Consider the following 26,469-nt stretch of genomic DNA (forward strand, 5'->3'; position numbering starts at 1 on the left):
GGTTGAAGGGGCTCCGGCTCAGGGCGTGCTGCCGTTCGCTTCACCCGAAGACGGCGATTCCGGGCCGGCGCCGAGCACCGCGTCCACCCGCTGCAGGATCCGCCCGAACGCATCCCGCGCGCGCCCGGCGACCAGGGCCGTCCGGGTTCGCTCCTGCTCCAGGTCGTGCGCGAGCGCGATGGCGGCCAGCAACATGGCCTGGGGGGTCACAGAGCGGCCGGCGGGCACAACGGTGGCGAGCTTCTGATCCACGACAGCAGCGAGCCGCTGGAGCTCCTCATCGCTCGCGGAAGTCACCACGCGGTAGGTCTGACCCCCCACCCGTAGCTGCACGGTGCGGCGCGCCATAGCCCCCGGACGCTACCACGAACCCCGCCAGACGCGCAGAGCGGCATGCACTGTGCGATGTGCGAACGGGGCGATCCGCGCCGTGACCAACGTGGCAATCGAGCGCCGGATCGAGCGCCGGCGAACCGCGAGACCCGCGCCGAGATCTGGCCGGAAACCCCGAAGACGAGCCCCGGACAACCGCGCTGAACAGCGCCGATCGCAGAATTCGAGCGCGCTCCCCGGCAGCGCCCTGTAGCATCGCCCCATCATGGCTACGGCGGGCCGCCCAGCTGCCTTGATTGCCGCCCTCCTGGGGGTCGTCCTCGTGCACGGCACTGCCCGCGCCGAACCCCAGGCGAGCGCCGGCGTCACCCTCGGCCTCGCCGGCGCCGGCCTCGAACGGCGGCTGTGGGACACCACCGTCTTTCACGCTGGACTGCGAGGAGACGTCCTGTTCGGCCGCACCGCCAACGACGACTTCGGCGTCGGACCCTATGCCGAGGTGCTCACCCACGCCTTCGACGAGCTCCAGGCCGGCGCGGGCGTCTCGGCGCTCGTTCCGGTCCTCGACTCGTTCCCGCTGGTCCTCTCCGCAGGGATGTACGGCCGGTGGAGCGACGACGCGAAGGCCGTGGAGCCGGGGATCGCCGCCGGCGTCTTCTGGGGGGTCCGCAGCTACAACTTCCACTCGCGCTACGCGATGAGCACAGGGCTGCTCGCCCAGATGCGGCTCGGGCTCGGCGACTCGAAGGAGACCGCGGTCGTCCTCGCCGCCCAGGTCGACCTCGCGCTGCTCGGCCTCCCGTTCGTCTATCTGTTCAATGCGATGAAGGGACCGTCACCCGAGGCGGCCCCGGTGCGCCGCGCTGAAGCGACGCCGTGACGGCGCCTCGAGCCAGCGCCCGGGGGAGGGCGTCCTGGCTCCGCCCGCCAGCCATCCCCGGCGGGATCGCCGGGGCACGGAGCTACAGGCGCCTGGCTTTGTAGGCCTCGCAGGTCGTACCCAGGTCGCGGCAGTCAATCGGGCCCCGCCTGCCGGAGCAGGTACGCTCGATCTCGTCGAGTTCCTGGCACACCTTCTCCGTGGAGCCTGTGCAGCAGTTTTCCGGGTGTGTGACGCACGGGCTACAGTCGAAGCAGACCCGGACAGGGTAGGACCACTCGGCGGTCTCGACCTCCTGGCCGCCCAGCGTCCTGCCCCGCACCACCACCGTCGCCACGACCTCGATGTCGCGGCGCCCGAGCTCCGCGGACCGGCGGCCCAGGCTATCCATCGTGGCACCGTCGATCAGGAGGACCTGGGTGCAGTTGTAGCCGGGGTCGTCACCCGTCCCCGGGTCGACAAGGCCCGTGATCGGAACCACGTACCCCTCCGTCACGGGGTTGCCCGCGAGGTCGGCGACGCGGACCTCGGCTTCGTAGAGCTGGACACGCGACGTCTCGGTGCGGAGCACGTCCGAGTCGCCGCGCTGCACGATCTGGTTGCCCACGAGGAGCGTCGCCGAGTGGCTTAAATTGAACGCGGCATCGACGGAGTCCTCGGTCATGAACTCCTCGCCAGGGCCGCAGGCCACCGTGCAGTCCTCCGTCGGCGCCATCCGCATGCGGATGAACAGGCTGCTCTCGTTGCTGGCGCATGCGGACGCGAGCAGACCACCCGACGCCGCGAGCAGCGCGAGCGCACACAACCTCCTCGCAAGGCCGGACGTCGCGGCCACCGACCCTTGTCCTTCATCAGTCATGGCAAACGCCTCCACCGCGGAAATGAGCATCAGCGGCGACCATCGAGAACCGCCGGCGCAAGTCGCCCCTGCCGGATCGTGTTGCGCGAGCCGCGCCCACGACCTGGTCGAAAAGAGTAGCGGGTCAGCCCGCCGAGCGGCAAATTCGCGGTGGCCGTCCGCCGAGCGACGCTGCCGCGGCTCGCGGGAACCACGCGTGAGCTCCAGATACGCTACGATGGCAACGGCCAGATGAGCAAACCCGAGGAGAGCGATCCCGTCGGTTCATGGAGTCGCCTCGCGATCACCGAGCGCGCCGAAGGCGTGCGCATCTCGGTCCAGGTGCGCCCCAGGTCGTCGCGCTCGGCCATCGCCGGGGTGCGCGAGGGGGCGCTCGACGTGTCGCTGGCCGCGCCGCCCGTCGACGGCGCCGCCAACGCGGAGCTCGTCAAGCTGCTCGCGCGCGCGCTCGACGTGCGCCAGAGCGATATCCAGATCGCCCTCGGCGCGAGCGGCAGGAGCAAGGTCGTCGCCGTCCGCGGGCTCAACGAGACCGAGGCGCGAATGCGGCTCTCCGGAGCGAAGCGATGAGGGACAACGTCGTCCGGTTCGAGAAGTGGGAAGGTCTTGGCAACGACTTCATCCTCGTCGAGGCGGTCCCGATGACCGCCGAGGCGGCGCGGCGCCTGTGCGACAGGCGGTTCGGCGTCGGCGCCGACGGCGTGCTGGTCATCGATCGCGAGCGACCCCGCATGCACGTCTGGAACGCCGACGGGAGCCGCCCCGAGATGTGCGGCAACGGCATCCGCTGCGTCGCGGCCTACCTCGTCTCCCGAGGGACACCCCAGAAGGCGATCACCATCGCGACCGACGCCGGCGACAAGCGCTGCGAGGTCACCCGGGCAGGCGATCGCTTCGACGTGCTCGTCGGCATGGGCCGCGCCCGCATGGGCGAGCCGCTCGCGGTCACCGCGCTCGGCGCGGAGCACCGGTTCGCCACCGTGGACGTCGGCAACCCGCACGCCGTGACGTTCGATCCCTACACCGAGGACGCGATCGACGCGCTCGGGCCGATCGTCGCGACCACGCCGGCCGAGGGCATCAACGTCGAGTTCTGCCGCGTTCGACCGGCCGAGACGGGCGAGGCGGCGTGCATCGACGTGACCGTCTGGGAGCGCGGGGTGGGCCGGACGCTGGCGTGCGGCACGGGCGCCTGCGCCGTGGCCGCCGCGGCGTGCGCGCAGGGCCGCGCACCGTACGGATCGCCCGTCCGCGTGGTGCTGCCGGGCGGCTCGCTGCGCGTGACCGTGGCCGCCGGATCCCTGGAGCTGCTCATGCAAGGCCCGGCGCGCCGGGCGTTCTCGGGCGAGGTGGTGATCGCGTGACCACCTCGCTCGAGGGGGTCTGGAGCCCAAACCGGGCGCCGGTCCACGAGATCTCGCTCAAGGTGCTCGCCGTCATCGCCGACGAGGCGACCCATACGCTGTTCTCGCGGGTCGTCACGTCGGACGAGCTGATGCTCGCCAGCGAGCTCTCGGAGGGGATCGCCCTGGCCGAGGCCGGCGCGCCCGACGTCGCCTTCATCGATGTCGGGCTCGGCGACGGGGCGGGCCTCGCCATGGTTCACCATCTGAAGGCCCTCGCGCCCGAGGCGACCGTCTTCGCGCTGGCGACGCGGGCAGAGCTCGAGGCGGGCGCCCACGCGGTCGCGCTCGGCGGCGCCGGGCTCTTCCTCCTGCCGCTCGGCGGAGACGAGGTGCTGAACGCGGTCGGCTCGGTGCGGGTGCGCTTCGCGGAGCGGGCCCTCCGGATGCAGCTCGAACAGGAGTCGGCGCGCAGCGCGCGCGCGGCCGGGTGGATCGCCCGCGTGGCCGAGCTCGCCGACGCGCGCGACCGCAACGCGGCGGCCCAGCAGCTCGCCGAGGTGTTCGTCGAGGCGACCGCCGCGGCCGCGGCCGCCGTGTACCTGACGGTCGGCGAGCGCTCCACCGAGCTGGCCCGCTCGGCGCTGACCGGGCCCCTCGACCGCGCGCCGGCCTACGGGAGCGAGGCAGACATCCTCGACTTCGCCCGGCGCGAGCAGCTGGTCGTCGTCCCGCTCGCCCTCCGCAGGGTGTCGGCGGGGCACCTCCTGCTCCAGAAGGAGCCCGGTCGCAGCTCGGCGTTCCCCTCGGTCAGGCGCCCGGACAGCAGCGCCTCCACGTCCCGGCGCGCTCCGCTCCTCGACGGCCTCGTCAAGCTGCTCGCCATGCAGGCGACGACGGCGCTCGCCCTGCTCGGCGAACGCGAGCGCTCGGCCGGCGGCGCCGCGATGAAGGATCCGGCGACGAGCGCCTACTCGTTCGCCTACTACGTCGACGTCGCCGGCCGGGAGATCGACAAGGCCAAGCGGCACGGCCGCCGGTTCACGATCGCCACCATCGTGATCGAGCCCGACGCGGCGGCCGTACCGGAGCGCCCGGACGACCTCGCCTTCTGGCGGGCCACGCCGCCGCCCCCCTCGAACACGCTCAACCCGGGTCAAGTCGCCGAGCACCTGCTCCGCGCCGTGCGCGACACCGACATCCTGGCCCGCGTCGACGAGAACGAGTTCCACCTGCTCATGCCCGAGACCGCCGGGCTGGAGGCGCACGCCTGCCACCGCCGGATGCTCTCGCGCGTCGCCGGGAGCGAGAAGCGGGCCGGGTACTTGCCGAAGGGGTTGCTCGTCGGGGTCGCCACGTTCCCGCACGACGGCCAGGGGCTCGCGCAGCTGCTTCGCATCGCCCGGCGGCGCGCCGACGCCACAAAGTCCTCGATCATGCACCGCATCCCCCAGGATCGGCGGACCATCGGCGAGGTCTTCAGCCTGCTCGTGCGCGAGGCCCCGAGCGCCGAGGGTCCCTCCGCGATCTCGGCGCCCAGGGCGCTCGACCTGTCGGTGTCCGATACGGTCCTGCTCACGACGTCGGTGGTCCGCAACGCGCTCCGCGGGGGGGCCGTGTTCATCCTTGTCGCCCATCACGACGGGCTCAGCCTCGGCGCTCAGGTGAAGGCGCTGCTGGCCTCGCCGCGCGACGACGTGGTGGTGCACGCCCTCGACCTGCGATCTTCGCCGGGATGCGACGACATCGAGGCGCTCTGCGTCCTCGCGGAGCACGGCGCGTACGCCCTCGTCGGGCGGAACCAGGGGGGCTTCGTGAAGGGTATCCACGCCGCCGATCCGCTGCTCGCGGACTTCCTCGCCGAGCGGCTCGGCCGCGCGGCCGGGCTGCGGGTCTTCGGCTGACTCGGAGGGCGCCGTCCAGTGTCTCGCAGGGTGCTGTTGGTTGATTCGGATGTGGACGCGCTCGGCGCGCTCGCGTCGGCGTTGAGGGCGCGCGGCCTGACGGTGAACAACGCGAACGGCGCCTTCGAGGCCGTGGAGCAGGCGTTCAAGCGCCGGCCCGACGTCGTGCTCGCCGCCAGGGCGATCGACGAGGACAGCGCGCTCGCGGACGCGTTCGCCGCCGTCCCCGACCTCGCCGACACGCCGATCCTGTTCGTCGTCGACGGCGCCGAGGGCGATCTCGGCCCCGACGACGTCCTGCGTGGCGACGTCGATCACATCGTCTCGCGCATCACCGAGGCCTCGCCGCGCGGCTCCAAGCCGACGCCGCTGCAGGAGATCCGCGGCGACCTCCAGCAGGTGCCGCTCGTCGACCTGCTCCAGCTGCTCGCGATGAACCGCCGGAGCGGCGTCCTCGGGATCACCACGCCGATCGGCGCCGGCGAGCTCCGGCTCTCGGCGGGGGAGGTGATCGACGCCGTCTACCGCCTCCTCGAAGGGGAGAAGGCGCTCTACCGGCTGCTCGGGGAGCGCGACGGCCACTTCGCGTTCTCCCCCGGCGAGCCGACGAGCGCGCGCCGGCTCATGGTGCCGACATCGCGGCTCCTGATGGAGGCGCTCCACCAGGTCGACGAGGTCCAGCGCCGGCGCATCGAGCTCGCGCCGGCCGGCGAGGCCTTCCTGGTGACCGAGCCGTCGAGCGACGATCTCGACCTGCCGCCCCTCCACAGCCACGAGACCTTCAACGTCGGCGCGGCCTCCGGGGGCACCGAGGTCGCGGCGGACGAGGCGAGCGCCGCGACCTCGGTGCCCGACATCACCGCGCCGATGCCGACCAGCGCGGCGCGCGGGAGCCGCGGTGGATCGATGCCGCCGCCGCCGCCGACGCTCCGCGCGGCCGAGTCGACCGCGCTCAAGCTCGAGGCGATGCGCTTCCCGACGGCGCCGCCTTCGTCGCTCGGGGAGCCGACGGAGCGCGGGGTCGTGGCCGAGAAGCTCACGGCGCTGCTCCAGATGCCGCACAACCTGGACGAGCTGCTCGACGAGATCGGCGCGCCGGATCTGCTGATCCTGGAGGTCCTGATGGAGCTCACCGCGGCCGGGAAGATCCGCCGCATCTCGCTCGCCGACCTCACAACGCCGTTCGCCCCGCCGGAGCACTTTCCGGTGCTCCGGTCCCTTGTGACGCGCCTGGCCCGGCCGGGCTTCGCGCCGCCGCCGCACCTCGTCATCGCGGCGAGCGCGCGCCGCATGACGATGCTCTCCCACGCCGTCCGCCGCATCGCGGACGCCGTCGTCCCGGCCGAGCCGCCGCCGCACGCGCCGCTCCCGAGGCCGCTCGGCGTGATCCGGCTCGGTGACGGGGTCGAGCTCGCCCTGATCGGGCTCCCCACCGAGGAGAGCTTCGCCCCCACCTGGGCGCTCGCCCTGCACGGCGCGGCCGCGGTCGTCCGGCTCGGGGACGCCAGGGAGGACGCGCTGGCGGCGCACTGCGAGGCGCTGGAGCTCCTGCTGCTCGACGCAGAAGCCATGTTGGGGCCGCTCGATCTCGCCTCTCCAGGACAGATCACGCTGCTGGTGCGCGCCGCGCTCGAGGCCGCCGCAGGGGTGTGAACAGCTGACACGAGGGTCGATTCGAACGGATCTTCCGAGGTTTCTCGCCTCGAAAACAGCCTCCGTATCGGTGGCTTGCAGGGTTGCAAGGGCGCGTTTCTGCTATCGTCGCAGACGCCTCGCTCCGCAGTTCGGCGAGGAGAGGAGCGAGCGTGCTTATCGGAGTCCCCAGGGAGATCAAGACACGTGAGTACCGCGTCGGCATGACCCCCGCGGGCATCCGGGCCATGGTGGGGCACGGGCACAGGGTCCTCGTGGAGTCCGGCGCCGGCGAGGGCAGCGGGCTCTCGGACGAAGCCTACGTGCGGGCGGGCGCCGTCATCGCACGATCGGCAGCGGAGGCGTGGAGCGCCGACATGGTCGTGAAGGTGAAGGAGCCGCTCCCCTCCGAGTACGGCCACTTCCGCCAGGGTCTTCTCCTCTATACCTACCTGCACCTGGCCGCCGAGCCCGATCTCACGAGGGAGCTCACCAGGCGCGGCGTGACCGGCATCGCGTACGAGACGATCCAGCACGAGGACGGCTCGCTGCCGCTGCTCCGCCCCATGAGCGAGGTGGCCGGCAGGATGGCGGTCCAGGTCGGCGCCTCGTGCCTCGAGAAGGAGCGGGGCGGCAAGGGCGTGCTCCTCGGCGGCGTGCCGGGGACGCGGCGCGGCCGCGTGACGATCCTCGGCGGCGGCGTGGTCGGGCGGAACGCGGCGACCATCGCGGTCGGCATGGGGGCGCAGGTCACCGTGCTCGACGTGCGCGCCGAGACGATGAGCTACCTCGAGGACGTGTTCGGCGGTGCGATCGAGACGCTCTACTCCAACGCGGAGAACATCGAGACGATGTGCGAGCGGGCCGATCTCGTGATCGGCGCGGTGCTCGTGCCCGGCGCCAAGGCGCCCCTGCTCGTGACCGAGGACCACATCCGCTGCATGGAGAAGGGGACCGTCGTGGTCGACGTCGCCGTGGATCAGGGGGGCTGCATCGCGACGTGCCGACCGACGACCCACGACAACCCGACCTACGAGGTGCACGGGGTCGTCCACTACTGCGTCGCCAACATGCCCGGCGCGGTGTCGCACACGAGCACCTGGGCGCTGACGAACACGACGATCGGCTATGCGGTGGCGATCGCCAACCAGGGCATCGCCGCCGCCGCCAGGGCCGACCAGGCGGTGGCGCTCGGCATCAACACCCACGGCGGACACGTGACCTACGGCCCCGTCGCCGCAACCCACCGGCTGGAGTACGTGCCGGTCGAACGCGCGCTCGGCTGAGCCTGGAACGCAACCCCGTGGCAACCGGAAAGAAGAAGAAGATCGCGATCATCGGCGGCGACGGCATCGGCCCGTCCGTCACCGCGGAGGCCAGGCTCCTGCTCGAGCTCTACCAGGCCCGCGCCGGGCTGCCGATCGACCTCTGGGAGCTCGACCTCGGCGCCGACAGGTACCTGCGTGACGGGACGACCTTCCCGAACCAGATCCAGGTGGCGATCCAGCGCGAGTGCTCGGCGGTGCTCCTCGGCGCGCTCGGCGATCCCCGCGTGCCGAACCTCGAGCACGCGCGCGACATCCTCTTCGGGATGCGCTTCGGTTACGATCTCTACGCCAACGTGAGGCCCGTCCGGGCGCTGTCCGACCGGCTCGTCCCGCTCAAGGGCCGCGCGGCGAAGGACATCGACTTCGTCGTGTTCCGCGAGAACACCGAGGGCATCTACGTGGGGATGGGCGGCCAGTTCAAGCGAGGTACCCCCGACGAGGTCGCGATCAATGAGGACGTAAATACGAGGAAGGGGGTCGAGCGGATCATCCGCGCGGCCTTCGACTACGCGCGCGCGAGCGGGCGGACGCGGGTCACGATGGCGGACAAGTCGAACGCGATGCGGCACGCGCACGAGCTGTGGCTGCGGGTCTTTCACGAGGTGCGCGCCCAGTACCCCGAGATCCAGTCGAACCACGTCTACGTGGACGCCCTGTGCCTGTACCTCATCCAGGATCCGTCGCAGTTCCAGGTGATCGTGACGAACAACCTGTTCGGCGACATCGTGACCGATCTCGGCGCGGCGCTGCAGGGCGGGCTCGGCATGGCCGCGAGCGCGAACGTGCACGCGTCCGATCCGGCGCGGGTCGCGCTGTTCGAGCCGGTCCACGGGTCGGCGCCGCCGCTCGCCGGCAAGGACGTGGCGAACCCGTTCGCGGCGATGCTCACCGCCGGGCTGCTCCTCGCCCACCTCGGGTGGCCCGAGGAGGAGCGCCGCATCGAGCGCTGGGTCTCCCAGGCGCTCGACCAGGGGAAGTGCACGGCCGATGTCGGCGGCACGCTCGGCACGCAGGCCGCAGGGGCCTGGGTCCGGGAGCAGATCGCCGCGGAGCTGGGCGTTCAATGAGGTGACGCCGGCGCCCTGGCCCGGTGACCGCGCGGGCTCGATCGCCGAGAAGTTCGGGTGTCCGATCCTCCTGTGATACGGGACCGCCAATGGGCGTAGGATCGAGGGCGGTGGAGCACGCGGGGCCGCGGAGCAATGCAGCGGGCGAGGCTCGGCACGAGCGGCTGGGCGGGGCGCGGGCCGAGTTCGTGGCGAACCTGGGTCGCCGCGTGGCCGAGCTCCGCACGATGGTCCGGCGGATCGAGGCGGACGACGATGCGCCGCGGCTCGCGGAGGAGCTGAAGCGGCGCCTGCACTCGCTCAGCGCCGGGGCGCGGCTCCTGCGCTTCGCGCGCGTCGCCGAGCGGCTCGCCGAAGGAGAGTCGCAGCTCATCGGCCCGAGCGGCGGCCGGCCGAGCGGCGAGGTCACCGCGGCGCTGCGGAAGATGCTCGAGGAGCTGCCCGCCCTGGCATGGGGGCAGTCGGCGATCGGCGAGCAGGTGGAGGCGCCGCGCGCGCAGGCGGTGGCGCAGCGCGCGCACGCTGCCGGACCGGCGAGCGCGCGCTGCGCCGGGCAGGAGGCCGCGGACGCAGGCGCCGCGCAGGGCAAGAGCACGACCTGGATCGCGGGCGTGAGCCATGGGCGCGCGCTCGTCGCCGAGCCGCTCACGCTCGATGACGACGAGGAGGCGAGCGCGCGCGCGTCCTCGCCGCGCAGCGCGGAGCAGGCGCTCTCCGCCGAGGCGCCGGAGGCCGCGTCGCTCGCGGCGTCGATCACGGTGCTGGTCGTGGGCGGCGCGCCGCTCGCCGGGGCGCTCGATCCGGGGAGCGCCGGCGCCGGGCCGTCGTTCGAGGTGGAGCGCACCGACGACGTGGACACGGCGATCGATCTGGCGCGCGCCTTCGCGCCGGACGTGGTCCTGCTCGACGCGGATCTGCCGGGCGCGCGCGGGCTCGCGGAGGCGCTCGCCGCCGACCCGCTGACCGAGCTCTGCCCGGTCGTCGCCGTCGGGCGCTTCGCCCGACCGGAGGACGCGGCCCCGTACATTGCGCTCGGCGCCGCGCGCGCGCTCGCGAAGCCGGCGTCACCCGACGCGCTCCGGCGCGCCGCCGCGGAGGCCGCGGCGATCTGCGTGCGCTCTGACGACACGCGCGCCGCGCGCGGGCCGCTCGGGGCCGTCAGCCTCGACGAGCTCGGGGCGCGCCTCGCCGAGGAGCTGCGCCGCGGGCTCTGCGACGCCGCCGAGCCGAGGAGCCGCGGGGAGCACGTGGATCTCGGCGACGGCGCCGAGGTCCTCGCGGCGCTCTGGGGCGCGGTGGCGCGCATCCGCGATCTCGTGACGATCCGCTCGCACGGCGGCGTGCGGTTCTCGTCGAACGGTCCGGAGGGCGCGCTGCCGCTCGCGCCGTGGATGACCGCGCCGAGCGCGCCCGAGGGCGACCGATCGAGGCTGCACAGCGAGATCCGCGCGAAGGCGCCGGCGCGCGGGATCGCCGCGTCCGCCGCGGCGCCGGTCGACGCGGCGCTCGACGCGATGGACATCGTGGTCGCGGACGACGATCCGGCGGTGACGTGGTTCCTCGCCGGCGTGCTCCGGGCCGCGGGGGCGAACGTGCACGAGGCGCACGACGGGGCGCGGGCGCTCGACCTCGCGTACCAGACGACGCCGGATCTGGTCGTGAGCGACGTGCTCATGCCGCGCCTCGACGGCTTCGCCCTCTGCCGGGCGCTCAAGCGCGACGTGGCGCTGCGCGACGTGCCGGTCATCCTGCTGTCCTGGAAGGAAGACCTGCTCCAGCGGCTCCGCGAGCTCGGCGCCCAGGCCGACGGCTACCTCCGCAAGGAGGCGAGCGCCGCGGCCTTCGTGCAGCGGGTGAACGAGGTCCTGCGGGGCAGGCGGCGCGTGGCCGAGCGCATCGCGACCGGCGGTGAGGTCCGCGGGCGGCTCGACGGCATGACGACGCGGACGCTGCTGTCGCTCGCGTGCGCGCGCCGGCCTGACGCGCTCGTGTCGGTGCGCGACGCCGCGTTCCTGTACGAGGTGCTGATCAAGGACGGCCGCCCCGCCGGCGCGACCCGGACGGCGCAGGACGGGACGTTCCATCGCGGCCCCGCGGTGCTCGCGGCGCTGCTCGGCGTCGGCTCCGGCCGCTTCGCGGTGGCGTCCGCGCCGGAGGGCGAGCTCGAGGCGCCGCCGCGCCCCGGGTTCGAGGGGACGCTCGCAGAGCAGCTCGTGCCCGCGATCGCCGCGGCGCGGGCGGCACAGCGGCTGCTCCACGGGCCGCCCCTCATGCGAGCCGAGCGCGTCATCCTCGATCTGGAGGGGATGGGCGCCACCATCGACGCGACGCCCGAGCCGGCGCGGGCGCTCCTGAAGGCGCTCGCCCGGGGGACCTCGCCGCGATCGGTGATCACCTCGGGTGAGTTCGCCGCGAGCCTCGTCGAGGACGTGCTGAACGACGTCGCGGCGCGCGGCGGCGTGCGGCGCGTGATCGGCCGCGAGGGAGAGGACCTGCTCTCGCCCGCCGTGATCCACGAGGAGGAGACGCTCCGCGGCGTGCGACGCGCCCCGGAGCAGGCTGCTCCGGTCGTGGCGCTGCTGCCGGAGCTCGGCGGCGACGCCGCCGCGTCATCGCGCGCCCCGGTCGAGCTCGCCGAGGACCAGCTCACGGTGGTGCCCGGCTCGGTGGCGCCGATCTCGGCGGTGTCCTCGCCCGGCTCGGCGGCTTCGATCCCGGTGATGTCGGTGGTGTCAGCGCCCGGCTCGGCGGCGTCCATCCCGGTGGTGTCGGTCGACGGCGACGACGAGACCGTCGCGGTTGCGAGCGTGCTCAGGGCGGAGGCGAGGGCGCTGGCGAGCGCCAGAATTCCGAGTGATTTCGCAGAGATCCAGGGCGATGTGGTCAGCGCGCGCGCGACATGGACCCCGCCGGCCGAGGCCGCGACCCTCGCGAGCGCGACGCCGGCCGTGGCGGGCGTCCGGCCGGCGCCGCGCCAGCCGGACGCCACGTTGCCCGCGCTGGAGTACCCGAGGCCCGAGCGGCTCGTCACGCTCGGCTCGCTCCCGCCGCCCCCGGTCGCCGAGGAGCCGGCTCCGGCGCCCACGGCGCTGAGGGCGCCCGTGCCCTCCGCAGCGCGAGGCGCGGCGTCGGCCCCCGCGCCCTCCGTCGACGAGTCGCCCACGCCGCGCCGGGTGCGCCGGCCGTCCGCCTACGTGCCCACGCCGCCGCCGCCCGCCCGCGACAACCGCATGACCATGTGGGTCCTCTTCGCGGTGGCGGCGTTCGTCTTCGCGGTGGCCGCGCGGCTATCGCGCGATCACGAGCTGCAGAGCGCCCCGCCGCCCGCCCAGCCGCCGAGCCCGCCAGCGGCAGAGGTTCAGGTCGCCGCCACGCCGGGCGCTGCCGCGGCGGCCGCCGCCGCCACGGCGAGCGCTGCCGCAGCGCCGCCGGCCGTGGCGGCCGCCGGACCGATCGGCGAGACGACGGCCAACCCCGTGCTCCCCGAGGATCTGCCGCTCGCCGCCGAGCACAAGGTCCCCGCGGGACACGGCATGCTGGAGGTGATCGCCGGGTCGGGCGACACGCTCTTCGTGGACGGGCGGAAGGTGGGCACCGGCAGCGCCAAGCTGCCGCTCGCGCCGAAGGACGGCGTCTACGAGATCCGGGCGAAGCTCCGGGACGAGGAGCGGGTGCGCTTCGCGCTCGTCAAGGCGGGCCGCCTCACCCGGCTCCGCATCGCGCCGCCGTGGCGCCGCTGACCGCGCCGGAGGCGCCGCCCCCGCCGTCGAATCAGCTCGCGCTGCCCCGGGTGCCCAACCAGAGGCAGGAAACGCCGCTCGTGGTAGAGCACGCCCCGTGCGCGCCCGCGTGATCCGACCCAGCCACCCCTCTGCCGCGCTCACGCTCCTCTCCGCCGCGGCCGCGCTCCTCTCCGGCTGCACCGGGTGCGAGACGTCGACCCGCGATCTTCCGGCCGGCGCCGCCGCGGCGTCGGCGAGCCCCGCAGCGCCGCAGCTGCCCCCGGCCCGCGACCTCGTGCACCTCGTCGACGAGCTGCCCAACTGCGACATCGAGCACCGAGGGCTCCTGTTCGATACAGGCGTCGGCGCCCTCCTCGGCCGCTTCGCCTGGCAGGGGACCGTGCCCACCGGCATCCAGGCGGTCGAGCACGCTGGATCCACCTGGGCGCGCATCTCGAACCGACAGATCAAGCTCACGTTCGTCCTGCCGTCCGCGAGCCCCATCTTCGTGTCCGCCCGCGCGGTCGGCCTCGCCTCCCGGTACGCCACCATCTCCCTCGACGACCAGCTCCTCGGGACCCTCCGCTTCCAGCGCGACCAGATCCGGATCGCCTCGACCCCGACCACCACGCTCCCCGCCGACCCCGGCCTGCACACCCTCACGATCCGGTTCTCCGGCCGGCTCCGCGCAGGGGAGGCGTTTGCCGACGTCGACTGGGTCCGCGTGGGCATCCCCGACGAGGACCCGAGCACCTACGGCCCTCCGACCCTGCGCGACGTCGTCGCGCCCGCCGCGGCGCTGTCGGGCGTCCCGCACCGGTCCATCGCGCTGCGCGCCCCGGGCGCCGTCCGCTGCGCCTTCCGCCCCTCCAGGCTGACCCGCCTCCGCACGGCCGTCGGCGCGCAGGGCTCCGCGGAAGGCGACGCCGAGATCCGCGTCCTGCGCGACGGCCAGGAGCCCCTCGTGATCCATCGCGTCCACGTCGAGGGCGGCGACAAGGCGACCTGGACCGACATCGAGCTGCCGCTCGCGCCCTTCGCGGGCTCCCTCATCTCCCTCGAGCTCCGCGCCGCCGCCGCGGCCCGCGGCGGACGCATCCTCTTCGGCGACCCCGTCCTCGCCGGATCGCCGGAGCCCCCGCCGTCGGTGCCCGCGGCGCGCGCCGTCGTGATCGTCGCCCTGAACGGGGTCGAGCGGCCCGATCTGCCTCCCTGGAGCGGTCGCCCGGAGCCGCACCTCGCCACGCTGTCCGAGCTCGCCACGTCGGCGACGACGTTCGATCACCACCGGGGCCCGAGCACCGTCGTGTCCGCCGTGATCGCGTCGCTGCTCACCGGACTGCCGCCGCCAGCCCATACGGTCACCGATACAGGGGCCCGCCTCCCCGGCCGCATGACCACCATCGGCGCCATCGCGAGCGACAGCAGCATCCGGACCGGCTTCTTCACCGGTGTCCCCACCACCTTCCGGGCGTTCGGCTTCGGACCCGGCTGGTCCCGCGTCCTCGAGCACCCCCCGACCAGCGGCGAGCCGGCCACCACCCCGATCGACGCCGCCGCCGCCTGGATCAGCGAGACCGTCCGCCAGGACGCCGGGAACCGCCTGCTCGCGTTCGTCCACGCGCGCGGCGGCCACCCGCCCTGGGAAGTCGGTCCGAAGGAGCTGAACGCCCTCAAGCCCGCCGACTACGCCGGCCCGATCGAGCCGCGCCGCGCCGCCCAGGTGCTGGCCAGGCTGCGCAACCGGCGCCGCGACGTCCTCAGCCCCGACGATCGGGACCGGATCCGCGACCTCTTTTCCATCGCGCTCGCCGGCCAGGACCGCGCCCTCGGCAACCTCATCGGGACCCTCAAGACCGCCGGGCTGTGGGACGAGACCCTCTTCATCGTCACCGGCGACCTGGCCAGCGGGCGCTCCGACGCCACGCTCTACGCCGAGAGCCTCGACCTCCAGGAGCCGGTCCTGGCGCTCCCGCTTTATGTCCACTTTCCCGGCGACCTTTACGCCGGCCAGCGCGTCTCTGCCCCGACCGAGATCATCGACATCGCGCGCACCGCGGTCGCCTCCCTCGGCCTCTCGTTCGCCCGCAAACAGCTCGGGGAGGATCTTGCGGCCGTCGCCTCGGGCCTCGAGGGCGTCGAGCGCGACCCCCAGATCGCCGCCCTCGGCGATCGTTACTCCACGCGCTGGGGTAACCTCGTGCTTTCGGGGCGGCTCGGTGTTCCACCCTTTCTCTGCGACCTCGACGTGGACCCAACCTGCGCCTTCAACCGCCGCGAGGTGATGCCGCTCGCCACCGTGTCGCTCTTCAGACGCACCGTGACGTTCGACCTGTCCCTGCGCGCGCCCGCGGCGCAACGGGAGCCGGCCACGATCGACGCGGAGACGGCGGCCGTGCTCAACGTATGGGGCGCACAATGAGGCCCGCGCGACGCAGCGCCCGCGCGCAGACGACAGCCCGCTGACGGCGCCCGGGCGGCGCGCCGGCGCCGGGCGCGGGCGTCCGCGACATCGCGCAGGCCGCGCGCGATCGCGCTCCGCGACGTCATGATGCCCCGCTGCGAGGCAGCGTGCCCCGCTCCGCGCTCCCGGCGGCGCCCGCGCGCGGGGTCGAGATCGACGTACGCCCGCGCCCGCGCGTGCGCGTCATGCGCCCGCCGCGCGTGCGTCAGCGTGCGCGTGATGCGCTCGCTCCGCGCGCGCCGGGCGCCTGGCATGCTTCGCGCAAACGCCGCAGACCGCACAGGCAAAGCGCCTCGATGGCGCTTCATCTTTCCGTGAGAGGAGTCCCCGCATGAAGGCGACCGACCTATTGAAGGAGCAGCACCAGGAAGTCGACGAGCTCTTCGAGCGCATCGCACAGGCTGACAGCAACGAGATCAGCGCGCTCCGCGACGAGCTCGTGGCGAGCCTCGTCGGCCACACGGCCATCGAGGAGGAGCTCTTCTACCCCCAGGCCCGGGAGGCGCTCGGCTCTTCCCCCCTGATCCCGACCTCGTACGAGGAGCACTCCCTCGTCGAGATCATGTTGCAGAAATTGCTCAGCACCAAGCCGGGTGACGAAACCTTTCACGCCAGGCTGAGTGTGCTCAAGGAGCTCGTGCAGCACCACGTCGAGGAGGAGGAGAAGAAGCTCTTCCCCCAGGTCGAGAACGCCATGGGCGCCGAGCGCCTCGAGGAGCTCGGCGCACGCCTGGAGGCGCGCTTCGACCAGGTGCGCGAGGGCGACGTCGAGGCGCTCCTGAGCAAGCTCGTCGCGAAGAGCATGCCCGCCGCCACCGCCCGCCGCACGCGGGCGGCGAAGCCGGCGGCGCGCAAGGCGGCGACCAAGCGTCCGCCCGCGAAGCGCGCATCGACGCAGCGCGCCGAGCCGGCGCGCGGCGCCCAGAAGGGCCGTCGCGGCGGCGGCGCCGCGACCGGACGGAAGAAGGCGGCGGACGCGGCGCCGGCGAAGACCGGGCGAGCCGCGCCCACGCGCAAGGCGAGCCGGCCGACGACGAGCCGGCCTGCAAAGACGAGCCGCACGGGCCGCAAGGGCGGTCGCACGAGCAGCGCCTCCGCGCGCTGAGATCGCCGTGCACCGGCGAATGCCGGTGAACGTCAGCGACGCGGGGTCCGTCCGGGGGAGACGGCGGGCCCCGCGGCGCGATCCAGGTCGAAGAGCGGCAGCGTGCCGCCGGCCTTCGGGGCAGCGGCCTTCGAGGGGCTGGCCTTCGGGGCAGCGGCCTCCGCCACGACCTCCTGCAGCAGGGCAGGGTCGTCGTGGCCGACCGAGTTGACCCGCGGCGACACGGCGCGCGCCGCGAGGGAGCCGCGGGGCGCCGGCCGGAGCAACGCCTCGGCCCGCTCCGCGTCCGCGCCCTCGCCGGCGCCGAGCCAGAGATCGACGTCCTCGGGCTCCAGGAGGACCGGCATGCGGTCGTGGACCGGCGCCACGTCGGCGCTCGCCTCGGTGGTCAGGATCGTGAAGCGGAGGTCGAGCTCCCCCGTGTCGGGGTCCTTCGCCGGCTGGTACAGCCCGGCCAGGCGCAGCAGCCCGCCCCCCGCCGGGTGGAACCACGTCGGCCGCCGCGCGCCCTTCGGCCCGGTCCACTCGTAAAAGCCGTCCGCCGGCACCACGCAGCGGTGCGCCGCGAACGCCCCGCGGAACGTCGGCTTCGTCCGCGCGCTCTCGGCCCGCGCGTTGGCGAGCAGCGAAGGCGCCGCGCCGCCCCTGGCGAAGCGCCCCGCGAAGCCCCAGGTCCCCGGCACGAGCTCTCGCTGGCCGCCCTGCGCGCGCAGCACAGGGTGGACGGTCGAGGGAGCGATGTTGTACCGGGGCCGGTAGAGCGCGGCCGCCCTCGGGTCGGCGACGATCACCCGAGCGGTGCCGCCGCCCGCGGCGCCTGCACCGACGGCCGCCTCCAGCATCGCCACGAGGGACGCAAAGTCCGGAACGGCGAGAGTGAAACGCGCGCACATAACACTAGATTAGCGCCTTCGGCGCGCCTACAAGGCGCTTCGGACGTTGGAGGAGGCCGCATGGTCGACAGCTTTGGCACGAAGAGCACGCTGACGGTTCAAGCCGATACATACACCTACTACAAGCTCACCTCGCTGGCGCAGGGCGGCGCTTCGCTCGACAAGCTCCCCTTCTCGCTCCGCATTCTCCTGGAGAACCTCCTCCGCCACGAGGACGGGCGCGTCGTGCGCAAGGAGCACGTGGAGGCCGTCCTCAACTGGGACCCGAAGGCCGGCCCCTCGCAGGAGATCGCCTTCCACCCCGCGCGCGTGCTGCTCCAGGACTTCACCGGCGTCCCGGCCGTGGTCGACCTCGCGGCCATGCGCGAGGCGCTCGCGAAGCTCGGCGGCGACTCGCTCAAGATCAACCCGCTCCAGCCCGTCGACCTCGTGATCGACCACTCGGTCCAGGTCGACAAGTTTGCGTCGACGACGGCCCTGAAGGTCAACGCGGCGCTCGAGTTCGAGCGCAACGAGGAGCGCTACGCCTTCCTCCGCTGGGGGGCGCAGGCGTTCACGAACTTCCGCGTGGTGCCGCCCGACCAGGGCATCTGCCACCAGATCAACCTGGAGTACCTCGCGGGCGCCGTCATGCGGCAGGGCTCGCTGGCCTACCCGGATACGCTCGTCGGCACCGACTCGCACACCACGATGATCAACGGGCTCGGCGTCGTCGGCTGGGGCGTCGGCGGCATCGAGGCCGAGGCGGCGATGCTCGGCCAGCCGCTCTCGATGCTCATCCCCGAGGTCGTGGGCTTCAAGCTCCACGGCAGCCTGCCCGAGGGCGCCACCGCGACCGATCTCGTCCTCACGGTGACGCAGATGCTGCGGCAGAGGAAGGTCGTCGGGAAATTCGTCGAGTTCTACGGCCCCGGCCTGAGCGCGCTCTCGCTCCCGGACCGCGCCACGATCGCCAACATGGCGCCCGAGTACGGCGCCACCATCGGCTTCTTCCCCGTCGACGACGAGACGATCGCCTACCTGCGCTTCACCGGCCGGCCCGCCCCGCTCGTCGCGCTCGTCGAGGCCTACTACAAGGCGCAGGGTCTGTTCCGCACGGACAGCACCCCGGACCCGGTCTTCAGCGACACGCTCTCGCTCGACCTCGGCGACGTCGAGCCGTCGCTCGCCGGCCCGAAGCGGCCGCAGGACCGCGTCCCGCTCCGCGACGCGAAGCGGGCCTTCCGCGCCTCGCTCCAGGGCATGCTCGAGAAGGAGTTCGCCGCCGTCGACGCGACCGCGGTGAAGGCGTTCCTCGAGGAGGACACCGGCGCCGCCGCCGCGCGCGCGCCCGCGCTCGAGAAGCTCATGCGTCCGGCGGAGATCACCGAGGGCGACACGCGCTACACGCTGCGCCACGGCTCGGTCGTGATCGCCGCGATCACGTCGTGCACCAACACCTCGAACCCGGCGGTCATGCTCGGCGCGGGCCTCCTCGCGAAGAAGGCCGTCGAGCGCGGGCTCACGGTGAAGCCGTGGGTGAAGACCTCGCTCGCCCCCGGGTCGAAGGTCGTCAGCGACTATCTGCGCCAGGCGGGGCTCCTGCCGTACCTCGAGGCGCTCGGCTTCCACCTTGTCGGCTACGGCTGCACGACGTGCATCGGCAACTCCGGGCCGCTGCCGGACGTGATCGGCGACACGGTCCGCAACAACGATCTCGTCGTGGCGAGCGTCCTCTCCGGCAACCGCAACTTCGAGGGCCGCATCAACCAGCACGTGCGGATGAACTTCCTCGCCTCGCCGCCGCTCGTCGTCGCCTACGCGCTGCGCGGCGACGTCGACGCCGACCTCTTCAAGGAGCCGGTCGGCACCGATCGCAACGGCGATCCGGTGTACCTCAAGGACATCTGGCCGAGCTCGTCCGAGGTCAACGAGGCCATCCGCACGGCGGTGCGGCCCGAGCAGTTCCAGGCGCAGTACGAGAACGTGTTCGCCGGCGACGAGGAGTGGCAGAAGCTCTCGATCCCGAGCGGCCAGACGTTCGTGTGGGACGAGGCCTCGACGTACGTGCGCAGGCCGCCGTTCTTCGAGGGGCTGTCGAAGGATCCGGAGCCGCTCCACGACATCCAGGGCGCGCGCGTGCTCGCGCTGCTCGGGGACTCGGTGACGACCGACCACATCTCGCCGGCCGGCAACATCGCCAAGAACAGCCCCGCCGCGAAGTACCTGGGCGAGCACGGCGTCGCGCCCGCCGACTTCAACTCGTACGGCGCCCGCCGCGGCAACCACGAGGTGATGATGCGCGGCACGTTCGCGAACATCCGCCTCAAGAACCTGCTGCGCCCGGGCGAGGAGGGCGGCATCACCGTGCACCTGCCCGACGGGGAGAAGACGACGATCTACGACGCGGCCATGCGGTACAAGGCGGAGAAGGTGCCGCTGCTCGTGATCGCCGGCGCCGAGTACGGCACCGGGTCGTCGCGCGACTGGGCGGCCAAGGGGACGAAGCTGCTCGGCGTGCGCGGGGTCATCGCGAAGAGCTTCGAGCGCATCCACCGGTCGAACCTGGTCGGCATGGGCGTGCTCCCGCTCGAGTTCGCGCCGGGCGAGGACGCGGGGACGCTCGGGCTCACCGGGCGCGAGGTGTTCAAGATCGACGGCATCTCGGACAACCTCACGCCGGGCAAGAAGCTCAGCGTCGTCGCGATCGGGGAAGGCGGGAAGACGACGACGTTCACCGTCACCGCGCGCATCGATACGCCGAACGAGGTCGACTACTACCAGCACGGCGGCATCCTCCAGTTCGTGCTGCGCAGCCTGGGCGCCACGGCCTAGCGCCGCCTCACACGCCGCTCCCCGCCCACCCGGTCCGGCGGGGAGCGGACCCCCTCCCGAATGCGGAGCGGCGCGTCGCGGCTGCTGACGCGCGTGCAGGCTTCGGCTAGACCCTGGGGCATGCTCGATCCCCGCTACGTCGCAGATCACCTCGGTGAGGTGCGCGCGGCGCTTGCTCGTCGCTCGCCCGCCGCCGCCGCCACCCTCGGAGACGACTTCGCCTCCACGGTCAGCACGCGCCGGTCGAAGGTCCAGGAGCTCGAGCGGTGGCAGGCGGAGCGCAACGCGGCGAACGACGCGATGGCGCGCCTCGACAAGAAATCGCCGGAGTTCGCGCAGAAGCGCGACGAGCTGAAGGGCCTGTCCGCGAGGATCAAGGAGGCCGAGCAGGTCGTCTCCGAGCTCGAGAAGGGGATGACCGAGCTGCTCTCCGGCGTCCCCAACCTGCCGGATCCGTCGGTGCCCGACGGCGCCGGAGAGCAGGACAACGTGGTCGTCAGGACGTGGGGCGAGAAGCCGAGCTTCTCGTTCGCGCCGAAGTCCCACTGGGACATCGGCACGGCCCTCGGCATCCTCGACTTCGAGCGCGCGGCGAAGCTCTCGGGCGCGCGGTTCACGGTGCTGATGGGCGCGGCCGCCCGCCTCGAGCGGGCGCTCATCTCGTTCATGCTCGACCTGCACACGCGCGAACAGGGCTATCTCGAGGTGCTGCCGCCGTTCCTGGTCAAGGACTCGGCCCTGTTCGGCACGGGCCAGCTGCCCAAGTTCGCCGAGGACCTGTTCAAGACGCAGAAGAGCGACCCGGAGCGGGCGTACGACCTCTACCTCATCCCGACGGCGGAGGTCCCGGTCACGAACCTCCACGCGGACGAGATCCTCGACGGCGCGTCGCTGCCGATCGCCTACGCGGCGTACACGCCGTGCTTCCGCAGCGAGGCGGGCAGCCACGGGCGCGACGTGCGGGGGCTCATCCGGCAGCACCAGTTCGACAAGGTCGAGCTCGTGCGGTTCTCGGCGCCGGACGACTCGCCCCGCCAGCACGAGCTGCTCACCTCGCACGCCGAGGAGGTGCTGAAGCGCCTCGGCCTCCACTACCGCGTCTCCGCGCTCTGCGCCGGCGATCTCGGCTTCGGCGCGCAGAAGACGTACGACCTGGAGGTGTGGCTGCCCGGCCAGGGGGGCTACCGCGAGATCTCGAGCTGCTCGAACTTCGGCGATTTCCAGGCGCGCCGCGCCCAGATCCGCTACCGGCCGGAGCCGAAGGCGAAGCCGCGGCTGGTGCACACGATGAACGGGTCGGCGCTCGCCGTGGGGCGGACGGTGATCGCGATCCTCGAGCAGTACCAGCAGGCGGACGGGACGGTGGTCGTGCCGGAGCCGCTCCGGGCGTTCATGGGCTGCGAGGTCCTCCGCGGCAGGTAGCAGCGATGGCAGCGGACGAGGAGGCCAAGCGCGAGCTCCCGGAGTCGAGGGGCGCGCGCGACGGGGGCGAGGGCGAGCGCCGCTCGCAGGTCCCGGAGTCGAGGGGCGAGCGCCGCTCGCAGGTCCCGGAGTCGAGGGGTGAGCGCCGCTCGCAGGTCCCGGAGTCGAGGGGCGAGCGCCGCTCGCAGGTCCCGGAGTCGAGGGGCGAGGGCGAGCGCCGCTCGCAGGTCCACGCGCCGCCGAGCCACGCGGAGACGTCCATGGCGCTCGCGCGCCGGCGGCTGCTCGAGCTCTGCAAGCGGCACAAGGACGAGCTGATCGACGACTGGATCGAGAACGTGCTGGCGCTGCCGCCGGAGCGCGGCCGGTACACCGACCGGCCCGTGGGCGAGGTGACGGAGAACGTGCGCTCCTGGCTCGCCGCCTTCACCAGGATCCTCGAGGACGGCAGCGAGACCCTGCTCGACGAGTTCATCACGCACCTCGTCGAGCAGCGCTACGCGACCGGGTACTCCATCAGCGGTCCGCTGATCGCCGCCTCCGAGTTCCGCACCGCGGTCGCGGGCGTCCTCGACACGACGCACGACGACGCGGACGGCACGTCCTCCATCGACGTGCTCCGCGCCGTGGACGCGCTGCTGCTCCAGTTCGAGCACCGCTTCGCCGAGGCGTACGCCCAGCGCTCGCTGTTCGCCTCCGAGGAGCGCTACCGCGAGATCGTCGAGCTCTCGTCCGACGTCCTCGCGACGATCGACCAGGAGGGGATGCTGACGCGGCTGAACGTGCGGTTCGAGGTGCTCTTCGGGCACTCGCGGCAGGCGTGGATCGGCCGGCCGATCACCGCGCTCGCGGTCGCGGCGGACGTGCCGGCGCTGCGCGCCCTCGTGATGTCCGCGTCCCGGTCCGAGGCGCCCCGGGAGGCCGCCATCCGCTGCGCGACGCGCGCCGGGCTGACCAAGGTGATGACGGTCCGGATCACGCGGCTCTACGGCGAGGACGCCTCGCTCGCGCTCATGCGCGACGTCACCGAGGAGGTCGCGCGCCGCGCGCAGATCCTCCACAGCGAGAAGCTCGCCTCGATCGGCCAGGTCGCGGCGAGCGTCGCGCACGAGCTCAACAACCCCATGGCGTGGGTGATGGCGAACCTGGAGCAGATCCGGAGCGGGGCGCACAAGCTCGTCTCGGCGGCGCGCCCCGTCGCGTCGGGCTCCTACGAGGACCTGCTCCGCGCCATCGATCTCATCGACAGGTCCTGCCACGAGGCGCTCGCCGGCGTCGAGCGGATGCGCGACATCGTGACCGACCTCAACCTCTTCTCGAGCAGCAGCGAGCGCAAGCCCGAGCGGGTCGATCTGGTCGACGTGATCGAGCTCGCGCTGCGCATGACGGGGCCGCAGCTCAGCCAGCTCTGCCGCATCGAGCGCCACTACGGCGAGATGCCCCCGCTGGTCGGCTACCCGGGCAAGCTCTCGCAGGTGTTCGTGAACCTGTTCATCAACGCGGCGCAGGCGATGCCGAACCGCCCGCGCGACGAGAACATGGTGCGCGTGACGGCGCGCTTCGACGACGGGGTCCACCACGTCGAGGTGGAGGACAACGCGCGCGGCATGACCCCCGAGGTCGTCGAGCGGATCTTCGACCCGTTCTTCACGACGAAGGAGGAGAGCGCCCGCCCGGGGATCGGGCTCTGGGTGTCGCGCAACATCGTCGAGGAGCAGCAGGGTACGATGACGGTGTCGAGCAAGCCCGGCATCGGCACCATCTTCACGATCCGGCTGACCGGCCTCAACCCCGCGGATCTGCCCGCGCTGCGCCCGCCGCCGGAGCCGCCGCGCGCCTCGTCGCGCGGGACGATCCTGTTCGTGGACGACGAGCCGATGCTCCTCAACGCGTTCGCCCGCGCGTTCGAGGAGCGGCACGAGGTGCTCGTGGCGAAGAGCGGCCACGAGGCGCTCGACCTCCTGCGGGACCGCGGCGGCCGGATCGACGCGATCGTCTGCGATCTCCTGATGCCGCAGATGAGCGGGATGGCCCTCTACGACGAGATCGGCGAGCGGTTCCCGCAGCTCCAGCCGAAGATGGCCTTCATGTCGGGCGGCGCGTTCACGCCGACCGCGCGCGCGTTCGTGGAGCGGGTGGACAACGCGAAGATCGCGAAGCCGATCTCGCTCGACGACCTGGAGCGGGTGATCGCCGATCTCCTCAGCGGCGGGCAGAAGCGGGGGCACTAGGTGGCGGGCGCGAAGGCGAGCGCGATGCGGGAGCGGGCGAACCACGCGCGCTACCGGCCGGGGCAGCGGGAGGGCTTCTACGAGAGCTTCTTCCTGCGCGCGAACCATCCGACGCGGCCGCTCGCCTTCTGGATCCGGTACACGCTCTTCAGCCCGGCCGGGCGGCCCGAGGCCGCGGAGGGCGAGCTCTGGGCCATCTACTTCGACGGCGAGTCGGGGCGCCACGCGGTCGCCAAGCGCGAGGTCCCGTTCGCCGGGCGTTGCTCGTTCGCCCGCGACGCGCTGTCGGTCGACATCGACGGCGCCCGGCTGCGCCCCGGCAGGCTCGCCGGCGCGGCGGGCGAGGGGGAGGACGCCATCTCCTGGGACCTCGCGTACGAGGGCGGCGGGGAGCCGCTCCTGCTGCTCCCGGCGGCCCTCTACGACGCCCCGCTGCCGAAGGCGAAGGCGCTTGTCGGGGCGCCGCTGGCCGTCTACAGCGGCGTCCTCCGGGCCTCCGGGCGCGACGTGGACGTCTCGGGGTGGGTGGGCAGCCAGAACCACAACTGGGGGACGAAGCACACGGACCTCTACGCCTGGGGGCAGGTCGCCGGGTTCGACAGCCACCCGGACAGCTTTCTCGAGGTCGCCACGGCCCGCCTCAAGGTCGGGCCGTTCTGGACGCCGAGCATGACGCCGCTGGTCTTGCGGCACCGGGGCGAGGAGATCGCGCTGAGCTCGCTGGTCCAGGCGGTCCGCGCCGAGGCCTCATTCGACTACTTCACCTGGCGCTTCCGGACCGAGACCGATCGGCTGAGCGTCGAGGGGCAGATCACCGCGCGCGCCAGCGACGTCGTGGGCCTCGCCTACAGGAACCCCCCCGGCGGCGTGAAGCACTGTCTGAACACGAAGATCGGGGCCTGCAGCGTCACCCTGCGGCGGAAGAGCCTGGGCCGCGAGGTCGGGAGCGAGACCCTGACGACGGCGCGGCGCGCGGCGTTCGAGATCCTCACGGACGACCGCAACCACGGCGTGACGATCCGCGCCTGATCCGCGCCGGACGCTCTGGGCGGCGCGCTGCGCGCGGGCGGCCGGGGCGGCGCCTGCGCGGGACGTGCTGCGCGCCCGGCGCGGAGTCGGCTAAAGAGATCCGGGAACGCCACCGCACGAAAGGCGGACGCCATGAGCCTCAAGCACCCCCGGACCCTCCTCGTTGCACTGGACAGCTCTCCCAGGGCGCCGCTCATCCTCGCCGAGGGCGTCGATCTCGCGCAGAAGCTCGGCGGCAAGCTCGTGCTCGTCCGCGGCATCGGGCTGCACCACACCCTCCCAGCCGAGGCGCTGAACGAGTCGCCGACGCGCGTCCCCGAGATCCTGGAGCGGGGCGACCGGGAGGAGCTCGCGCAGCTCGCGCGCGACGTGCCGCCCGAGCTCCTCGCGAAGATCGTGGTCCACGTCGGCGTCGCCTGGGAGGTCATCTGCCGGACGGCCGACGAGGAGAACGCGGACCTCATCGTGATCGGGTCGCACGGCTACTCGGGCATCGACAAGGTGCTCGGGACGACGGCGGCGAAGGTCGTGAACCACACGAGCCGGTCGGTGCTCGTGGTGCGCGACAAGCCGTCCGACTGAGGAGGCCTCCGGCCTCAAGGGAGCTTGGCGATGAGCTCCTCGCTCAGCTTCGGCTGGTCGATCTTGCCAAACCAGATCCGCCAGGTGGCCTTCATGAAATCGATGCCGCCCACCGTCGCGGTCCCGCCGCCGGCGACCTTGATGGTGGTCGCCTTCGCGCGCGCGTCGTACTCGATGGTGACCTCCGCTCCCGCCTTGAGTCCGCCCTCGAACGCCGAGACGAACCTCGCGACCTTCGCCTGATCGGCATAACCGTTCAACGCATAGGCGTCCGTCAGCGCCTTGACCGTGCTCTCGCGGTCGACGTCGCGCAGCATCGTCCAGACGAACTTCTTCCCCGTATCCATGTCGATGACGGCCTGCGTGGACCTCGCGGCCGGGAGCTCATCCATGTAGTGGCTGATCCGATAGACGTCGATGCTGGCCGTGCCGACAGTCTTCACGCGGACGCCGGTGCCCGTGAGCGTGTAGCCCGGTAAAGCGAAGAGGCTCGCGACAGCCAGGAAGATCGCCGCGAACGCGGCGAGAAAAGCTGGAGACTTGCTACGTGCGAGTTTCATCGGATCGACCTCCTCCGGCATCGCCGCGCGGCGCGGCGCATCGTGTCCGGGCGCCGCGCTCCGGCGCTCGCCCAATCGTCATCGTGAATGAGCAAGACCCGGACCATCGGCGGAGGGACGTTGGGAGTCGCGGCGCTCGCGAGATCTCGAGATGTGCCCTGGAGTCAGGCACGGACGACCCATGAGGTGTGCTCGGAGGGGGCTCCGGAGGCCGGGCAGCGGATCTCGCGGCCGGGTGAGGGCGGGCGGAGGCGGCGCCGGGGCGAGCTCTCCCTGAGATCTTTTTTCGGGCAGGTCCGTA

Annotated in this window: 19 protein-coding genes; 15 read left to right on the top strand and 4 right to left on the bottom strand. The window is 72.8% G+C overall.

What is annotated here, in order from left to right; translation table 11 throughout:
- Positions 1-18 precede the first annotated feature (18 nt).
- Complete coding sequence (gene zapA, locus WMF17_RS41720) at positions 19-348, bottom strand: cell division protein ZapA (protein WP_437599128.1); 330 nt, start codon at positions 346-348, stop codon at positions 19-21.
- Between the two features lie 250 nt (positions 349-598).
- Between zapA and WMF17_RS41725 the strand changes: the two genes are divergently transcribed.
- Positions 599-1,213 (top strand): hypothetical protein, encoded by a 615-nt coding sequence (locus WMF17_RS41725; protein ID WP_437599129.1) that lies wholly within the window; start codon positions 599-601, stop codon positions 1,211-1,213.
- An 82-nt stretch (positions 1,214-1,295) separates the two neighbouring features.
- Here the strand turns inward: WMF17_RS41725 and WMF17_RS41730 are convergent, their stop codons facing one another.
- Entirely contained in the window at positions 1,296-2,102 is an 807-nt protein-coding gene (locus WMF17_RS41730; RefSeq protein ID WP_437646518.1) for a hypothetical protein, read from the bottom strand.
- A gap of 201 nt (positions 2,103-2,303) precedes the next feature.
- Between WMF17_RS41730 and WMF17_RS41735 the strand changes: the two genes are divergently transcribed.
- The 9 genes from WMF17_RS41735 to WMF17_RS41775 all read left to right on the top strand — a co-directional run bounded on the left by WMF17_RS41735 (position 2,304) and on the right by WMF17_RS41775 (position 16,637).
- Positions 2,304-2,642: a DUF167 domain-containing protein gene (locus WMF17_RS41735; protein ID WP_437599131.1), complete on the top strand. Its 339-nt coding sequence runs from the start codon at positions 2,304-2,306 to the stop codon at positions 2,640-2,642.
- Positions 2,639-3,436, top strand: a complete 798-nt coding sequence (dapF, locus tag WMF17_RS41740; RefSeq protein WP_437599132.1) for a diaminopimelate epimerase — start codon at positions 2,639-2,641, stop codon at positions 3,434-3,436. Before WMF17_RS41735 ends, dapF begins: the two co-directional genes overlap by 4 nt.
- Entirely contained in the window at positions 3,433-5,319 is a 1,887-nt protein-coding gene (locus tag WMF17_RS41745; RefSeq protein ID WP_437646519.1) for a diguanylate cyclase domain-containing protein, read from the top strand. Before dapF ends, WMF17_RS41745 begins: the two co-directional genes overlap by 4 nt.
- A 36-nt stretch (positions 5,320-5,355) precedes the next feature.
- On the top strand, positions 5,356-6,972 hold the full coding sequence (locus WMF17_RS41750; RefSeq protein WP_437599135.1) for a DUF4388 domain-containing protein: 1,617 nt from the start codon (positions 5,356-5,358) through the stop codon (positions 6,970-6,972).
- A 152-nt stretch (positions 6,973-7,124) separates the two neighbouring features.
- A complete protein-coding gene (gene ald / locus WMF17_RS41755) occupies positions 7,125-8,237 on the top strand; it encodes an alanine dehydrogenase (protein ID WP_437599136.1) in 1,113 nt (370 codons plus the stop codon).
- A 17-nt stretch (positions 8,238-8,254) separates the two neighbouring features.
- A complete protein-coding gene (locus WMF17_RS41760) occupies positions 8,255-9,346 on the top strand; it encodes an isocitrate/isopropylmalate dehydrogenase family protein (RefSeq protein WP_437646520.1) in 1,092 nt (363 codons plus the stop codon).
- A gap of 89 nt (positions 9,347-9,435) precedes the next feature.
- Positions 9,436-13,086, top strand: coding sequence for a response regulator (locus WMF17_RS41765; protein ID WP_437646521.1), 3,651 nt, complete (start codon positions 9,436-9,438; stop codon positions 13,084-13,086).
- Between the two features lie 97 nt (positions 13,087-13,183).
- Positions 13,184-15,490, top strand: a complete 2,307-nt coding sequence (locus WMF17_RS41770; RefSeq protein WP_437599139.1) for a sulfatase-like hydrolase/transferase — start codon at positions 13,184-13,186, stop codon at positions 15,488-15,490.
- Between the two features lie 373 nt (positions 15,491-15,863).
- A complete protein-coding gene (locus WMF17_RS41775; protein ID WP_437599140.1) occupies positions 15,864-16,637 on the top strand; it encodes a hemerythrin domain-containing protein in 774 nt (257 codons plus the stop codon).
- Positions 16,638-16,669: 32 nt separating this feature from the next.
- Here the strand turns inward: WMF17_RS41775 and WMF17_RS41780 are convergent, their stop codons facing one another.
- Positions 16,670-17,530, bottom strand: a complete 861-nt coding sequence (locus tag WMF17_RS41780; protein ID WP_437646522.1) for an SOS response-associated peptidase — start codon at positions 17,528-17,530, stop codon at positions 16,670-16,672.
- A 60-nt stretch (positions 17,531-17,590) separates the two neighbouring features.
- On the opposite strand from WMF17_RS41780, the gene acnA reads away from it, so the two are divergent.
- The 5 genes from acnA (at position 17,591) to WMF17_RS41805 (ending at position 25,608) form a co-directional block, all read left to right on the top strand.
- Positions 17,591-20,344: an aconitate hydratase AcnA gene (acnA, locus tag WMF17_RS41785; RefSeq protein WP_437599142.1), complete on the top strand. Its 2,754-nt coding sequence runs from the start codon at positions 17,591-17,593 to the stop codon at positions 20,342-20,344.
- A gap of 120 nt (positions 20,345-20,464) precedes the next feature.
- Positions 20,465-21,766 (top strand): serine--tRNA ligase, encoded by a 1,302-nt coding sequence (serS, locus tag WMF17_RS41790; RefSeq protein WP_437646523.1) that lies wholly within the window; start codon positions 20,465-20,467, stop codon positions 21,764-21,766.
- A 5-nt stretch (positions 21,767-21,771) separates the two neighbouring features.
- Entirely contained in the window at positions 21,772-23,997 is a 2,226-nt protein-coding gene (locus WMF17_RS41795) for an ATP-binding protein (protein WP_437646524.1), read from the top strand.
- A gap of 24 nt (positions 23,998-24,021) precedes the next feature.
- Positions 24,022-25,026 (top strand): hypothetical protein, encoded by a 1,005-nt coding sequence (locus WMF17_RS41800; RefSeq protein WP_437651455.1) that lies wholly within the window; start codon positions 24,022-24,024, stop codon positions 25,024-25,026.
- 132 nt (positions 25,027-25,158) lie between these two features.
- Positions 25,159-25,608, top strand: coding sequence for a universal stress protein (locus WMF17_RS41805; protein WP_437599145.1), 450 nt, complete (start codon positions 25,159-25,161; stop codon positions 25,606-25,608).
- A 14-nt stretch (positions 25,609-25,622) separates the two neighbouring features.
- Here the strand turns inward: WMF17_RS41805 and WMF17_RS41810 are convergent, their stop codons facing one another.
- Positions 25,623-26,168, bottom strand: a complete 546-nt coding sequence (locus WMF17_RS41810; RefSeq protein ID WP_437599146.1) for a chalcone isomerase family protein — start codon at positions 26,166-26,168, stop codon at positions 25,623-25,625.
- Between the last annotated feature and the right edge of the window lie 301 nt (positions 26,169-26,469).

This window comes from Sorangium sp. So ce362 (assembly GCF_051519845.1).
Taxonomy (GTDB): Bacteria; Myxococcota_A; Polyangia; order Polyangiales; family Polyangiaceae; genus Sorangium.